The 13,650-nt window shown below is 36.9% G+C and carries 14 protein-coding genes; 4 read left to right on the plus strand and 10 right to left on the minus strand.

Going from position 1 to position 13,650, the window contains the following annotated elements:
- Positions 1-171: 171 nt before the first annotated feature.
- The 4 genes from FFS26_RS21050 to FFS26_RS21065 all read right to left on the minus strand — a co-directional run bounded on the left by FFS26_RS21050 (position 172) and on the right by FFS26_RS21065 (position 2,126).
- Positions 172-462, minus strand: coding sequence for a putative quinol monooxygenase (locus FFS26_RS21050; RefSeq protein WP_034696070.1), 291 nt, complete (start codon positions 460-462; stop codon positions 172-174).
- Between the two features lie 87 nt (positions 463-549).
- On the minus strand, positions 550-1,437 hold the full coding sequence (locus FFS26_RS21055) for a sulfite exporter TauE/SafE family protein (RefSeq protein WP_110009452.1): 888 nt from the start codon (positions 1,435-1,437) through the stop codon (positions 550-552).
- Between the two features lies 1 nt (position 1,438).
- On the minus strand, positions 1,439-1,630 hold the full coding sequence (locus tag FFS26_RS21060; protein WP_110009453.1) for a hypothetical protein: 192 nt from the start codon (positions 1,628-1,630) through the stop codon (positions 1,439-1,441).
- Positions 1,631-1,718: 88 nt separating this feature from the next.
- Positions 1,719-2,126 (minus strand): RrF2 family transcriptional regulator, encoded by a 408-nt coding sequence (locus FFS26_RS21065; RefSeq protein WP_110009454.1) that lies wholly within the window; start codon positions 2,124-2,126, stop codon positions 1,719-1,721.
- A 151-nt stretch (positions 2,127-2,277) separates the two neighbouring features.
- Between FFS26_RS21065 and FFS26_RS21070 the strand changes: the two genes are divergently transcribed.
- From FFS26_RS21070 to FFS26_RS21080, 3 genes are all read left to right on the plus strand, one after another.
- Positions 2,278-2,706, plus strand: coding sequence for a DUF4268 domain-containing protein (locus tag FFS26_RS21070; protein ID WP_110009455.1), 429 nt, complete (start codon positions 2,278-2,280; stop codon positions 2,704-2,706).
- A 111-nt stretch (positions 2,707-2,817) separates the two neighbouring features.
- Positions 2,818-3,456 (plus strand): hypothetical protein, encoded by a 639-nt coding sequence (locus FFS26_RS21075; RefSeq protein ID WP_110009456.1) that lies wholly within the window; start codon positions 2,818-2,820, stop codon positions 3,454-3,456.
- A 36-nt stretch (positions 3,457-3,492) separates the two neighbouring features.
- Positions 3,493-4,311 (plus strand): DUF2314 domain-containing protein, encoded by an 819-nt coding sequence (locus tag FFS26_RS21080; RefSeq protein ID WP_137906049.1) that lies wholly within the window; start codon positions 3,493-3,495, stop codon positions 4,309-4,311.
- 264 nt (positions 4,312-4,575) lie between these two features.
- On the opposite strand, the gene gldG is transcribed toward FFS26_RS21080, so the two are convergent.
- The 4 genes from gldG to kbl form a co-directional block, all read right to left on the minus strand.
- Positions 4,576-6,246 carry a gliding motility-associated ABC transporter substrate-binding protein GldG gene (gene gldG, locus FFS26_RS21085; RefSeq protein WP_137906050.1) on the minus strand — a complete coding sequence of 557 codons (1,671 nt, stop codon included), beginning with the start codon at positions 6,244-6,246 and terminating at the stop codon, positions 4,576-4,578.
- Positions 6,247-6,250: 4 nt separating this feature from the next.
- Positions 6,251-6,979: an ABC transporter permease gene (locus FFS26_RS21090; RefSeq protein ID WP_137906051.1), complete on the minus strand. Its 729-nt coding sequence runs from the start codon at positions 6,977-6,979 to the stop codon at positions 6,251-6,253.
- Positions 6,980-7,038: 59 nt separating this feature from the next.
- Entirely contained in the window at positions 7,039-7,590 is a 552-nt protein-coding gene (locus FFS26_RS21095) for a CopD family protein (protein WP_137906052.1), read from the minus strand.
- 172 nt (positions 7,591-7,762) lie between these two features.
- A complete protein-coding gene (kbl, locus tag FFS26_RS21100; protein ID WP_110009461.1) occupies positions 7,763-8,959 on the minus strand; it encodes a glycine C-acetyltransferase in 1,197 nt (398 codons plus the stop codon).
- Positions 8,960-9,117: 158 nt separating this feature from the next.
- Between kbl and FFS26_RS21105 the strand changes: the two genes are divergently transcribed.
- Positions 9,118-9,996 carry a cupin-like domain-containing protein gene (locus FFS26_RS21105; RefSeq protein WP_110009462.1) on the plus strand — a complete coding sequence of 293 codons (879 nt, stop codon included), beginning with the start codon at positions 9,118-9,120 and terminating at the stop codon, positions 9,994-9,996.
- A 67-nt stretch (positions 9,997-10,063) separates the two neighbouring features.
- Here FFS26_RS21105 and FFS26_RS21110 read toward each other — a convergent pair whose 3' ends face one another.
- Positions 10,064-11,995, minus strand: a complete 1,932-nt coding sequence (locus tag FFS26_RS21110; protein WP_110009463.1) for a M1 family metallopeptidase — start codon at positions 11,993-11,995, stop codon at positions 10,064-10,066.
- Positions 11,996-12,078: 83 nt separating this feature from the next.
- Positions 12,079-13,548: a D-alanyl-D-alanine carboxypeptidase/D-alanyl-D-alanine-endopeptidase gene (dacB, locus tag FFS26_RS21115; protein WP_137906053.1), complete on the minus strand. Its 1,470-nt coding sequence runs from the start codon at positions 13,546-13,548 to the stop codon at positions 12,079-12,081.
- Positions 13,549-13,650: the final 102 nt, after the last annotated feature.

Here is a 13,650-nt window from a genome sequence, read left to right on the forward strand (position 1 = left end):
ACAAATTAAAATGAAAACCTATAAAAACAAAAACCAAAGCAATAGTAAAATTACTCTGGTTTAATTATTTATTTTTGTACTATAATCTGTATCAGTTTTTCAGGACTAGTCATGATATAAGATTCTTCTTTAAATCATTAAATTTTTAAATCTTTAAATCCTTCAATACCATTAATATATTTTAAACCCTTTATAAACCTCTACAGAGCTTTCCATAATTTTGGAAGCATCCTTACGGAAATCCAAAAGGTGATCCTGACCGTTATGCCTGTTGTGATGCTCAACACTTTCCCAAAGCTCGATCAGGAAGAAAGTTCCTTTATTATCTTTATCCTCAATAAGATCGTACTGCAGACAGCCTTCTTCTTTTCTTGTTTCTTTCACAAGGTTCTGAAACAGCTCTACAGCGTCCATCAGATAATTTTCATTAAACTTAAAAAGTGCAATGATATGTAAATTCATGTTCTATATTTAGTGATGTAAAAGTAAAATATTTTCAAAACCGAAAACCTTTTTAACCCTTTTATTTTTCCACATCCAACATAATTTTTAATTAAAAACTGATTTATAAATAGTTATAGAACTCATCACAATCACCAGAGTACCGATAATCACAAACATTTTCTTTACAGGAAGCCTGGCAGTAAGCATTGCTGAAAAAGGAGCGGTCACAATTCCTCCGATCAAAAGCCCGAGAATGATATTCCAGTGCTGGATTCCCAGGGTAAAGAAAAAGGTAACGGCAGCCGTTATGGTAAGAATAAATTTGGCCACGGTAGAACTTCCTACGGCAAATCTTGGGGTGAATGCATTTTTAATGAGTGTTCCGGTCACCAAAGGCCCCCAGCCTCCTCCGGCAAAGGAATCTATAAAGCCTCCTATCACGCCAAGTCTGGTCAGATTGGTTTTTCTTTTCAATGCTTTGCTTTGTTTTTCTTTAAAAGCATTCGAAAGAATCTGGAATCCAAGGTATAAGGTGTAAAAAGCAATGAGTGTTTTGGTGATTTTCGCATAATATTCTCCAAGATAAGTAAGACTGACAGCTCCGATAATTGCTCCTATCACAGCCGGAATAGCGAGTTTTTTCACCAAACTTTTGCTTACATTTTTCAGTTTAATGTGACTGAGGCTTCCCGCAGCAGTGGTGAAACTTTCTGCAGAATGAATACTCGCACTTACAATATGCGGCGGAATATTCAGAAGCATAAGGGTTGTGGTACAAATAACTCCATATCCCATTCCCATGGAACCAGCCACAATTTCTGCAAAAACACCTACCAGGAGCATCCAGTAAAAAATATAATGATCCTTGGCCAGAATAATCTGTAATTCTTCCAGATATCCCAGTTCGTACATGGAAAAAACAGCAATGGATATAATAGCAGCCGTCACCAAAAGGACATTCAACCTTACCTGAATTTTTCTTGAAATCACCATATTAAAAAATCGTTTTGGTCTGTATTTCCTGATTATCCGTCACATTGAAAATAAGGATATTTAACGATCGTATGTTTTCTGCGCTTCTGTACAAGGAAATATTTTCAGGTATGCCATATGCAGCATCAGAATGCATTGCAGTAATGGAGCGTGTAAGCTTTTGTAATTGGTTTATCTCTTCTTTTGAAATCATAGTTTATTCATTTGAAGTAGTGCAAATATCTGATAAAATATTTATCCTACAAAAAAAGTAGACTATTAATTCAAAAAAAAGGACCGGGTTAATCTACCAGATCCATTAAAGTTTTACTTTCCAGAATATTCAGTGAAGCATCACGAACTTCTATCAGGACATCATGAAGCCCGCAGTGATCTTCATTGCAGTCCTCACATTTTTCATAAAAGTTGAGACTTACACATGGCAGCATCGCAATAGGACCGTTGACAAGACGGATGATCTTTGCCAGTTTCACATTTTCCGGATTTTCTTTAAAAAAGTATCCTCCACCCTTTCCTTTTTTACTGTCGAGGATTTCCGCTTTTTTCAGTTCAAGAAGGATGTTTTCCAAAAACTTTAAAGGAATTTTTTTATGTTCCGCAATTTCAGAAATAAGAATCGGGCCGTCATTTCTTTTTTCTACAAGATATGACAGCGCCTTAAAAGCATATTGAGATTTTTTTGAAAGCATTAAAGCAAAAATACGAAAATTGTTTAATATTTGAAAAAGACCTGAAAACAGGAATAACAAACGAAAAAAATGTCGGTGTATCTATCCGTAATTTTACGGTTTTAGGTACCACAATTTTGCCTTTCTCCTATTAAATCATTATGTTTGCCATATGTTCAGCAAACAAGAAGCACAGCAATTAAAAAAAGAATTTTGGACAGCTTTCGGAAGATCATTTCCCAGAAAATGGATTCTTTATGATACCAAAATCAAGGACATGGCATTTAAGTTTTCTGCCGACAATAAAAAAGCAGAAGTTTCTCTGGATATCGAAATGAAAGATGAAATTTTCCGGAATGCCTACTATGAGAAGATCTGGTCTTTGGAAGATATATTAAAAGATTTCATCGGAGATTTTCAGAAGGAAGAATATTTCACTCTTGAAAACGGTAAGATCATCAGCAGGATATGGGTTGAAAAACATAATGTTTCCGTTTTTAATAAAAATACCTGGCAAGAAATTTTTGAATTTTTTGTGGACAAAATGGACGGTTTCGAAAGGTTTTACTACGAATATGAGGATTTTATAAAGGATATATAGAATACTTACGAAATAAATACCACTTTATACTTCAGGTTGAGATAAAAAAAGAAAACTTATCTTTGCACTACCACTTAAACTAATAGATGAAACAAACTAACATGATTAAAAATGAGAAAAGTGTACAAAAACATTTTTGGAGAAATCATCTCTAAAAGTAAAGCTGTGAAGCTAAGCGAATATCATCTGTATTATTATGAAGAAGGCTCCGATTTCCTGAAAGAAATTGAATTCATCAATGAAGACAGTGTTTACAACATCAATTATTTTCTAAGTGACGAGGAAGACGAGGCGAAGGTAGTGGATTATCTTAAAGAAAAATCTGACTTTTTTGATATTGAAAGAAAAGAAACTGCCGACGGCTATATTATTTCTACCAATACATTATATTCTTTATCCGTAGATGATCTGCCCCTCATTTCCAAAACTGTTTTCAAAACGGACGATCCTGAAAACTTTATCTGTTCACAGGTCATCGATAATGAGACTCAACAGCCACACCTTGAAAGAACCATAAAATGCTGGTATACGAATGACGAAAACGGTGAAAAATACGCAGCCATAGAATGCAGCTATCAGGAAGACGGAAAACTGGAACTGGCTGTAGATAAAACACCCGACCCGGACAATGAAGAAAACTGGATCCATTATGATTATGATACTTTCGAAGATCTTCAGGCACAGATCCCTACTGACATCAGCTATTACAAAACAGCAGCCTTACTTCCCAAACAAGCCTATCAGCAATAATCTTATATTCTTTCACACACCACACCTAATTATTAAATGGAAGAGAATCCCATCTTTTTTGCAGACGGAAATGATCCGGAAATGATTAAAGCTTACAGAAAAGCTCAGGAAACCTTTAAGTATTTCTGGCGCGAACAGTCCTGGGAATACAGAAGAATCATTCCCGGACTTAATGTATCGTGCGTTAAAACAGCTTTTGAAGAACAGGATGAAGAAACCGGAGAAAGCCTGGTAGAACATATGTGGATTAATGAAATATTTTTTGACGGAGATCACGTGAGAGGATATTTGATTAATGAACCCAACAGCCTTAAAAACGTGCAGGTGGGTGATTATGTTGAAATCCCTTTACAAAATATCAGTGACTGGCTTTTTGCCATCACTCCAAGTGTACAGAAACCAAAGGGACTTTCCAAGTTATTTTCATCCTCATCTTCTCCACTTCCGAAAGCTTACGGCGGATTTACCATACAGAAAATGCGTGCTGACATGTCTGTTGCAGAAAGAAAGGAACATGATAATGCATGGCAGTTGGATTTCGGAGACTTTAATGACATCCTTGTTGTCAATAACCAGAAAGAAAATCCGGAAAATCTTATTGAACATCCGATGAGTAAAAATATGAAGGAGGAATTTGCAAAGTTTTTACAACAATATCCGGATGAACTTACCCAAGCCGATGAAGACGGACTGACGCTTCTTCACAAAGAAACGATTGCAGGAAATTTAACCACTGTACAAGTTGCTTTAGAAGCCGGAGCGGATAAAAATATCCCGTCTAAAAAAGGAAAAACAGCTTTGGATTATGCAAAACAGCTGAACTGGGAACACCTTATTCCTGTATTGGAAGGATAAATTATTAATTAAGATTATATACAACTCAGAATTTGTTTTAGACTTTTATTTATGAAACATTAAGATTGTATTAAGTTGTTGAGAGTATTAAGATAAGCTTCGCTTTAAGCTTAAAAATCGGAATGATTTATCTTAACTATACTTTATTTCTTAAATCCTTCTTAATGGTTTTTAATATATTCAACATTTTTTATAAGTCTGAACAACTACTCAAGTTGTCAAAATAAAAATTCCGGAAGAACATCTTCCGGAATTTTTTATGCTTTATCCAAATTTCTTTTTCCTTAACCAGAAGAACAGTCCTCCGATAAGGCCGATAATGGCCAATGGAAGCAACAAGTTCAGCCACTGCCATGTGGATTTCTCTTCCGTAATTCTTTGCCTGTCAAGAAGTCTTTCTTCAATGTTTCTGTTTCTCAGTTCCATCAGATTGCTGTCATCCAAAAGATAATCTAAAGCATTTCTCAGGAACTGTTCGTTTCCGAATTGTTCGTTCGTCAATAAATCTACTCCTAAAGGAAGTGGTTTTCCTTTGATTACTTTATTTCTTCCTACATCTCCGTCTGCAATCACGATCATTTTGTTTTCCGGGCTGGATGTTTTGAACCCAGGGTAAGATTTTCTCTCAATTCTCGATGCATAGGCAGAGTTGAATTTCCCTTCCAATGCAACAGCGAAGATCTTCGGTGTACTTGGTTTCTCCATTTGTCCAAGACTGTCTACACTTGCAATTTCTTTCAGATCCACATAATTCGGAACCTGTTTCAATAATGTTCGTTCACTGGATTCGAAAAGGACTTTTGTTTTGATATTCTTTCTACCTCCTAAAGTATCGATGGAAGTCGGGAATTCAAATTTTACAGGGTTGATATTCTTTGTAACCGGATTATTATTTTCGGCAATTCCAAGCGGATAATAAGGCCATGGTAAGCTTGTGTACTGAGGATTTCCACTCACTTCTCCTGTAACCAGTCTTAACAGGGCAAACTTTTTCACGTCTTTTACCAACGCGGGATTGATTCTCAGCCCGTAATTGAAAAAGAAGTCTGTCATATTGATATCGACAGGGAAAGGCATTACTTTTTTGGATCTTGTTAACGTATCCATTTCAGCATTTACTGCATCGATCATCCAAAGGGTTTTTCCTCCGTTCATGATGTATTGGTCCAGAATTACTTTTTCATTATCAGTAAAAGCTTTTCTTGGTTTCGCAATCACCAGGGCACTCATCTGCTTTAATAGCGGAACATCTTCCAGTGAAAGTTCAGTCTGATTTTTAGGAATGATAGGTCCTGCATCATAGTTTTCCATTGCCAATTGTACAAATCCCTGGAATTCATCCGGATTCAGCTCATCATGGTTGACCAGGATTCCGACCTTCTTTCTCTTTGCGGTTGCAATGTTTTTAATGTTGGAAACAAGATTGTACTCCAGTCCTTCAATCGATCTTGTCAGCTGCTGATCGGCATCAATTCCGGCCTGCTGAACCACTAAAGGAATAGAAACCCCGTCATTTCCATATTTAATCACAGCGTAAGGGAAAAGCGTGATCTGTGAGATTTTCCCGTCTTTTACATCCGGAAGAATAGACGGCTGCATTCCCATAGCCATCAAAGTGTCCTGAGACATTTTTGTTTTAATCGGATCGATAAATTTAAAATCAATCTTCGGATTAATTTTTCTGAATTCTTCCAGCATGAATTTCGTTTCGCTTTGCAGCTGTTTGAAACTTGCCGGAAAGTCACCTTCCAGATACACTTCAACCGTCAGAGGCTTTTTAACAGACTCCAGTACTTTGATGGTGTTATCAGAAAGGGTATATCTTTTTTCTTTTGTTAAGTCTAATCTGATTCCCGAATAGGTCAGGATAATAACCAAAGGAACAATTGCAATTAAGAAAATTCCCAGTGGAGATTTAGCATTGAACTTCTTCATGATTCTACTTCTTTTTGTTAATAAAATGATTAGCCAATACTAATGAAGCGCCGATGACAAGTACAAAATACGCCACATCTTTAACATCAATAAGTCCTCTTGTGAAGCCTAAGAAATGCTGATAGAAGCCAATATTCTGAAGGATAAAATCTGCACCTCCCAATAGTTTATAACTTGCCAGCTGTTCGATCCCAAAATACATAATGAAACACATGAAAACACCCAGCAGATAAGCCATAATCTGATTCTGAGAGAGAGAGGAAGCAAGAATTCCCACTGCTGAAAATGCTGCGATTAAGATTATCAGTCCGATATAGCTTCCAAAGGTCATTCCCAGGTCAATATTTCCTGCAGGAACTCCCAAAACATATACCGTATAAAGATAAATTAATGATGGAATAAGACATAAAATTCCTACAATCCATACGGAAAGGAATTTACCTGTCACCAGTTCTGAAACTTTTAACGGCTGTGAAAAAAGCCAGTTCAATGTTCCGGTTTGCTGTTCTTCCGCAAAAGTTTTCATAGAAAGGGCCGGGATGATAAACATCAACAGCCATGGAACTAATACGAAATAGCTCTGCAATGAGGCCATTCCAATCTCAAAAATATTAGAATCGTTGTCGAAAAAGAACAGAAAAAGAGTCGCTATCAAACTGAAAGCGGCAATAATCACCCATGCACTCCAGTTTCCAAAGTAACTCCAAAGTTCTTTCTTTAAAATTGCAATCATAGTTTTTTTATAAGATATAGAAGGGATGAATATATTCGGACATGCACCCTACTCTACAATTATTTGTTTTTTTTATTTTTATTAACCAGTTTCACTGTCATCATAATCAGAAATACAAGAACGAAAAATCCTGCAATTAATTGCCACCAGTATTCGATCACCATTGATTTTAAAATCACGGTAAATACGACCAGAAACAGAATGAACGTTGCAATTTCATTGGCCTGTCTCAGTTTGATATTGGCAATGGGCAGTGTACTTCCATTCAGAACTTTTAAATGAAGGACTTTTTTCCAGCACCAGTAATGGTAGATGGCAAGCCCGATCAGGAAGGTTAGTTTTAAATGAAACCATCCCATCTTCATTAATCCCGGGTTTAAAAAGATCATCACCAATCCGCAGACCGCCATGATTACCCCGGCAGGAACTGTGATAATGTTCCACAGCCTTCTGGCCATAAAAGTGTACTGCTCTCTCAGAATTTTCTTTTTTTCTTCAGAAAATTCATCGGTATCTTTATAGTAAACGAAAATCCTCACGAGGTAAAAAATTCCCGCAAAGTAGCTTACCATAAAAATAATGTGCAGCGCTTTGATTATTGTGTAAAGCATTCAGAAAAAATTAACAGCAAAGATAAGCTTATTATATAATTGTTAAAAATAAATTTCTTTTGATCAGGAAAATATAAGTAAAATAGATTTTATATAAAAAATAGTTCGGCTCGGGGCAGCAAAGCTGCCCGAGCCGAACATTATATTTTTATTGTGGTAGCCACTTCAATAATTAAGAGATCACTCCTAATTCTTTTCCAACCTTTTCAAAAGCAGCAATCGCTTTATCCAGATGTTCTTTGGTATGAGCCGCAGATAATTGTACTCTGATTCTTGCTTTTCCTTTCGGTACCACAGGATAGAAGAACCCGATGACGTAGATGCCTTCATCCATAAGCTTTTCTGCCATTTTTTGAGAAAGCGGAGCATCGTAAAGCATTACCGGAACAATAGCAGCATCCCCATCAGGAATGTCAAAGCCTTTCGCTTTCATTTCCGTTCTGAAATATTCTGCATTTTCCATTACTTTATCACGAAGAGAGGTATCATCTGAAATCATATCCAATACTCTTAATGCAGCTCCTACGATACCAGGTGCTAAAGAGTTCGAGAATAAATAAGGTCTTGAACGCTGTCTCAGCATATCAATGATTTCTTTTTTACCGGAAGTAAATCCTCCCAAAGCACCACCTAAGGCTTTTCCCAAGGTAGAAGTAATGATGTCTACTCTACCCATTACTTCATTCGCTTCGTGAGTTCCACGGCCTGTTTTTCCAATGAAACCTGTTGCGTGAGAATCATCTACCATTACCAAAGCATCATATTTATCGGCAAGATCACAAACTCCTTTTAAATCTGCAACAATACCGTCCATTGAGAATACTCCGTCTGTAACAATAATTTTAAAACGGTGGTTCTTTTCAGAAGCTGCAATCAGCTGAGCTTCCAGATCCTCCATATTATTGTTTTTGTATCTGTATCTCGCCGCTTTACACAAACGAACACCATCAATGATTGATGCGTGGTTCAGTTCATCTGAAATAATAGCATCTTCTTCTGTAAACAGGGGTTCAAAAACACCTCCGTTGGCATCAAATGCTGCTGCGTAAAGGATGGTATCTTCAAGACCTAAGAAATCAGCAATCTTTTTCTCCAAATCTTTGTGAATATCCTGTGTTCCACAGATAAAACGTACAGAAGACATTCCGTATCCGTGAGATTGGATCATATCCTGCGAAGCTTTCATCACTTCCGGATGGTTGGATAATCCCAGATAATTATTGGCACAGAAGTTCAAAAGCTTTTTTCCGTTCGCTTCTATTTCTGCACTCTGCTGAGAAGTGATGATTCTTTCTCTTTTGTAAAGTCCGTCATTCTCAATATTCTGAAGTTCGTTCTGTAAATGTTGAAGGTATTTTTCAGAGATCATTTTTAGTAATTTTTTAGATGTGCTAATTTACTAAAAAGGCAGTAAAATAAAACCTTTTATCAGTTTAATTCTAAAAAATTGAAAAGGCTTTCACTTTTAACATTATTAGTCTACAAATTTAGTAGGATAATAGTTATATTTGTTTAAAATTTTAATGCATGAGACTAAAGCCGGTACAAAAAATAAAGACGATCAGTTCAGGAACCTTTATCAACACCCACATGAAGCCGGGAGTTCCGGTTATTATTGAAGACTTTGTGCATCCGGAAAGTCCAGCTTTTAAAAAGTGGAATTATGAGTATTTCAAAGAGATTGCAGGAGATCATAAAGTTAACATCTACGGAAGTGAGCTTGATTCCCTGGACAGAGTGGCCAGTGATCCTATTGCACAGACAACATTTTCAGAATATCTGGATCTCATCCAATCTGCTCCCACTGAACACAGGCTTTTCTTATTTAATTTATTGAAAATAAAACCTGAATTGAAGAATGACCTCATCTACAATGATGTAACGAATGGTAAAATACTGAAATGGCTGCCCTTTATGTTTTTTGGAGGAGAAGGCTCTGTCACCAGAAACCATATTGATATTGACATGTCCCATGTTTTTATCACCCAATTCCAGGGAATCAAGAGGATCTGGCTCTTCCCGTGGGAACAGTCTGATTTTATGTATAAACTCCCTTACAACTTCCACAGTCTGGCTCAGATTAAAAACCCTGATTACCGAAAATATCCGGCCCTTCTCTATTTAAATGGCTATGAAGCTATTATTCATCCCGGAGAAACCCTCTATATTCCTTCCGGCTGGTGGCATTATATTCAATATGATACAGAAGGATATTCCATATCAGTAAGGGCACTTCCCTCAAGTCCACTTGAAAAATGGCGTGGATTTAAAAATCTTGTGATCACCAGACATTTTGATAATCTCATGCGTAAAATATTCAAAGAAAAATGGTTTGAATACAAAGTGAAAACGGCCAGAAAAAGAGGAGCCAGAGCAGCAAGAAAACAAAGAAGCTTTCAAATCTGAAAGCTTCTTTTGTTATATTTTGATTGATTGGTAAAAGTACTCATTCATACTTTGCCGTTTGTTATTTTTAATGTTTGATAAATTTGATATTTTTTTCATCAATCGTAATAAAATAAGCTCCCGGAACCAATTCTGCTATTCCAATTGCTTTACCTGGCTGATACGTTCCTTTTCCTACCAGTTTCCCATCAATGGCATGAATCGTAAAGTCCATAGCCTTATTAATTCCTTTAAGATTAATTTCATTTTTTGCAGGGTTCGGATACAAACCAAAACCTTCTTTCTCCACAGAAGAAACACTTAACGTATTATCCTGAACCACTGTAGAGTTTTTCTCAAGAATCTGATATTCATAATTAAACTGAACACTTGCAATCGGGAATGTTACCGACTGTAAAAAGCTTTGGTTATTGGATGTATTATTAAGAACAAAGTAAGCAGTCTGCCCTGAAGTTCCCGTCACTTTAATTGGCAGAGGCATTTCGAAAAAGCTTACCGTAGAACTACTTTGTGTCTGAGAAACTTTAAATAGAGCCTGATTTCCGCCCTGCATCCACTTGATGGTATACGTAGGATATCCTTCGCCATAAACCCAGTCATTGAAAAATTCTGTAAAATCTGTTCCGGTAGACTGAAGCAAAGAAGCGTTAAAATCAGCAGTACGAGCATAACTGTATGCCAGGTTCGGTCTTGCATGATAATCTTTAAGTGCCTGATAAAACGCAGCATCACCTAAAATCCATTTCAGCATTCTCAGCACATATCCTCCTTTAGCATAAGACAATCTGCTGTCAAATATCCTGTTGATGCTGGAAAGTCCGGAATCCGGGACATACACACTTCCTGTTGTACTTGCAGTAATGTAGTTAGATTGACCTTGTAAGTAATTTAAAAATTCTGTATTGGTCATCAATAGTTTTTCATTGGCAAGGTGTTCTCCAAAAGTTGCAAAACCTTCATTCAGCCAGATATCATTCCATGCACCACAGGTTACTTTATCACCAAACCACTGATGGGCAAGTTCATGGGCAATAAGCTGTTTGCCCCAACCTCCCATGGAAGACATGGTCTGATGTTCCATTCCTCCGCCAAACATAAATTCCATGTGTCCGTATTTTTCATTACGGAAAGGATAAGAGCCGAAATACGTTTCAAAAGTATTCATTACCTGTTTTGTCCAGTTAATATTGGCTATACTGGTGGCATTTGAATTCGTGGATGGATAAATATAGTTCACAAAAGGAAACGGAGGGTTTCCGATGGTATCATTAAGCTTAACAAAATTGGTAATAGACAGCGCAATCAGATAAGCCGGTGTAGGATACATTGTTCTCCAGAACGTAAGTTTGGTGTTTCCTGTAGGAAAAGTTTCAGACATTAATTTTCCATTGGCTGCCACGCTGTAGTTTGATGGAGTTGTAATTTTAAAATCAAATCTTTCAATTTTATCATTTAAACTTTGCTTTGTCGGAAACCAGTCCTGGGCGCCATAAGGTTCATTCAAAGTAGAAAGAACCGGAGTTCCGCTCTGAAGAGCAGTTTTGAATGCATCATTACTTGTGGACGGTGCTCCAGCATAATAAATGGTAAGAGAATCCAGTGTATTGGCAGGAATCGAGGCAGGAAAATCAATCTTCAGTTCTTTTGATGGAAGCTGCTGAAAGCTTGTAATGTTAGTTCCGTGGTATTTCACCTGGGAAACCGTTAATGAATTGGAAAGATCAAAATAAATGCTTCCCATACTTTGTGTAGGTTTGAAATGTGAAGTTACCGAACCTGAAATATTATACACTGCAGGATCAAGGCTGACGTCCATTCTCTGATACTGCAGGTCGTAATTCAGGGTATTGGGATTGATATTCCCGATATTCATCTTTTGGGTGAAGGATTTTTTCTCTTTTTCGATTAATCCTTTCATATCCGTATTTTGCCTTTGCTTCTGGCCATAAAATTGTTGAGACAATAACAATCCCAACACCAAAAGGTACAATTTTGTCATGTTTAGAAAAATTTAATCAAATATAAAAAAAACCTTTTAATCCATGATTAAAAGGCTGTTATAATATATAAAATAAAAAAATTTTACAAATCCAGTGCGGGTTCAAGAATTTTTTCCATCCTCTTTTTTACCATATCTACTGATCCGGAATAGTTATTCACCATTAAAGAAAAAACCAACGTTTTTCCTGAATTGGTTTTCAGATAACCAGCTAATGTTTTTACTTTGTTCAAAGTTCCTGTTTTCGCAAAAACCTGTCCGTTACCTCCTGCATTGAACATTCTTTTCAATGTTCCGGATTGTCCTCCGATGGGCAAAGAAGTCAGATAAGATCTGTAATATTTCTGATCCATCAGAGAAGTAAGAAACTTCACCTGGGAAATCGGGGTTACGTTATTACTTCTTGAAAGCCCGCTCCCATCAATGTAATTAAGTCCAACCATATCAAAACCTGCATCTTTCAGGTGATTAGTCACCACGATTCTTCCGGATTCTGAAGTCTGATCTCCCATTTTCTGATATCCTACGGTTCTCAGCAAAGCTTCTGCCAGTGAGTTATCACTGTGCTGGTTGGTATAATAAATAATATCACTTAAAGTAGGTGATTTATACGCTGAAAGCATTTTTCTGTTTTCAGGGGCTGCATCTGTCATTTTCGGAGTTACTTTTCCGGTAACAGGAATTCCGCTTTTCACCAGTGTTGTTCTGAAAGAGTTTGCAAGGTAAGCCGGTGCATCAGGAAGCTTGGTTGTTAAAACTCCGTTTCCTTCATATTTATCAGCATATACCATCTGATGATTGTAAGGAGAAACGTAGAAAAATTTCTTTTCTGTAGAGAAACCACCTTTTTTAACGATCAGTTTTTCGTTGGCCGGGTTGATATCGCGGGTACTTCCTGCAGGTAAATAATAGTTATTGTTTTCCAACCATACAACATTTTCCGGAAGCACTGAAATATTGCCTTTGAAAAGCGCTGTCTGAATGATAATATCACCATTTACCTTTTTGATTCCCTCTCTTGAAACACCGCCTACGAAATCTGAAATAATATCTCTATAAGATGCTGCACCTGCTTTGTTTGTTCCCAAAGAAGGGTCTCCGCTTCCTATTACATAAAGATTTCCATTCAACACTCCGTTTTCATCTATAGTTCCTGAGTACTCCAGCTGAGTCATCCAACGGTAGTTTTCACCCAGCATATTTAAAGCCGTTTCCGTTGTCAGCAATTTGGTTGTAGAAGCAGGTACTAAAGGAGTATTTTCGTTGTACGAAGAGATAACCTTCTTCGTTTTCGGGTCATACACTACGAATCCCCAGGTTGCATTTTTCAGCACAGGATCCGCCATCATTGTGTTTACATTAATGTCTACCAGTTCTTTTGCTGACAAAACAGTTTTCTCCACTATCGTACTAACGGGTGAAGGCAGGTTTAAACTGCTTTTCTGATTGTCATAATTCTGGGAATAAAGAACGGTAGAAACGGTAGATTGAGCCAGGAAAAGACCAGAAGCCAACACCGCCGCACTTGAAATATATTTTCTGAAATTTACCATCTATCTTCTTTTTGTTCTGTAGTTTTGACTCTATAAAAAATGAAAGGTTAAATCATTCAGTAAAAGAGCCAAACACTTAATCAACGTCCAAAAGTAGAAATT

The sequence above is a fragment of the Chryseobacterium sp. 2VB genome (genome assembly GCF_005503635.1).
GTDB classification, from domain to species: Bacteria; Bacteroidota; Bacteroidia; order Flavobacteriales; family Weeksellaceae; genus Chryseobacterium; species Chryseobacterium cupriresistens.

What these genes read in the sequence shown, in the direction of transcription:
- FFS26_RS21095 (WP_137906052.1), bottom strand. Translation starts at nt 7,590, where the DNA reads ATGCTTTACACAATAATCAAAGCGCTGCACATTATTTTTATGGTAAGC.
- FFS26_RS21050 (WP_034696070.1), bottom strand. Translation starts at nt 462, where the DNA reads ATGAATTTACATATCATTGCACTTTTTAAGTTTAATGAAAATTATCTG.
- FFS26_RS21080 (WP_137906049.1), top strand. Translation starts at nt 3,493, where the DNA reads ATGGAAGAGAATCCCATCTTTTTTGCAGACGGAAATGATCCGGAAATG.
- dacB (WP_137906053.1), bottom strand. Translation starts at nt 13,548, where the DNA reads ATGGTAAATTTCAGAAAATATATTTCAAGTGCGGCGGTGTTGGCTTCT.
- FFS26_RS21060 (WP_110009453.1), bottom strand. Translation starts at nt 1,630, where the DNA reads ATGATTTCAAAAGAAGAGATAAACCAATTACAAAAGCTTACACGCTCC.
- FFS26_RS21070 (WP_110009455.1), top strand. Translation starts at nt 2,278, where the DNA reads ATGTTCAGCAAACAAGAAGCACAGCAATTAAAAAAAGAATTTTGGACA.
- FFS26_RS21105 (WP_110009462.1), top strand. Translation starts at nt 9,118, where the DNA reads ATGAGACTAAAGCCGGTACAAAAAATAAAGACGATCAGTTCAGGAACC.
- FFS26_RS21075 (WP_110009456.1), top strand. Translation starts at nt 2,818, where the DNA reads ATGAGAAAAGTGTACAAAAACATTTTTGGAGAAATCATCTCTAAAAGT.
- gldG (WP_137906050.1), bottom strand. Translation starts at nt 6,246, where the DNA reads ATGAAGAAGTTCAATGCTAAATCTCCACTGGGAATTTTCTTAATTGCA.
- FFS26_RS21110 (WP_110009463.1), bottom strand. Translation starts at nt 11,995, where the DNA reads ATGACAAAATTGTACCTTTTGGTGTTGGGATTGTTATTGTCTCAACAA.
- kbl (WP_110009461.1), bottom strand. Translation starts at nt 8,959, where the DNA reads ATGATCTCTGAAAAATACCTTCAACATTTACAGAACGAACTTCAGAAT.
- FFS26_RS21065 (WP_110009454.1), bottom strand. Translation starts at nt 2,126, where the DNA reads ATGCTTTCAAAAAAATCTCAATATGCTTTTAAGGCGCTGTCATATCTT.
- FFS26_RS21090 (WP_137906051.1), bottom strand. Translation starts at nt 6,979, where the DNA reads ATGATTGCAATTTTAAAGAAAGAACTTTGGAGTTACTTTGGAAACTGG.
- FFS26_RS21055 (WP_110009452.1), bottom strand. Translation starts at nt 1,437, where the DNA reads ATGGTGATTTCAAGAAAAATTCAGGTAAGGTTGAATGTCCTTTTGGTG.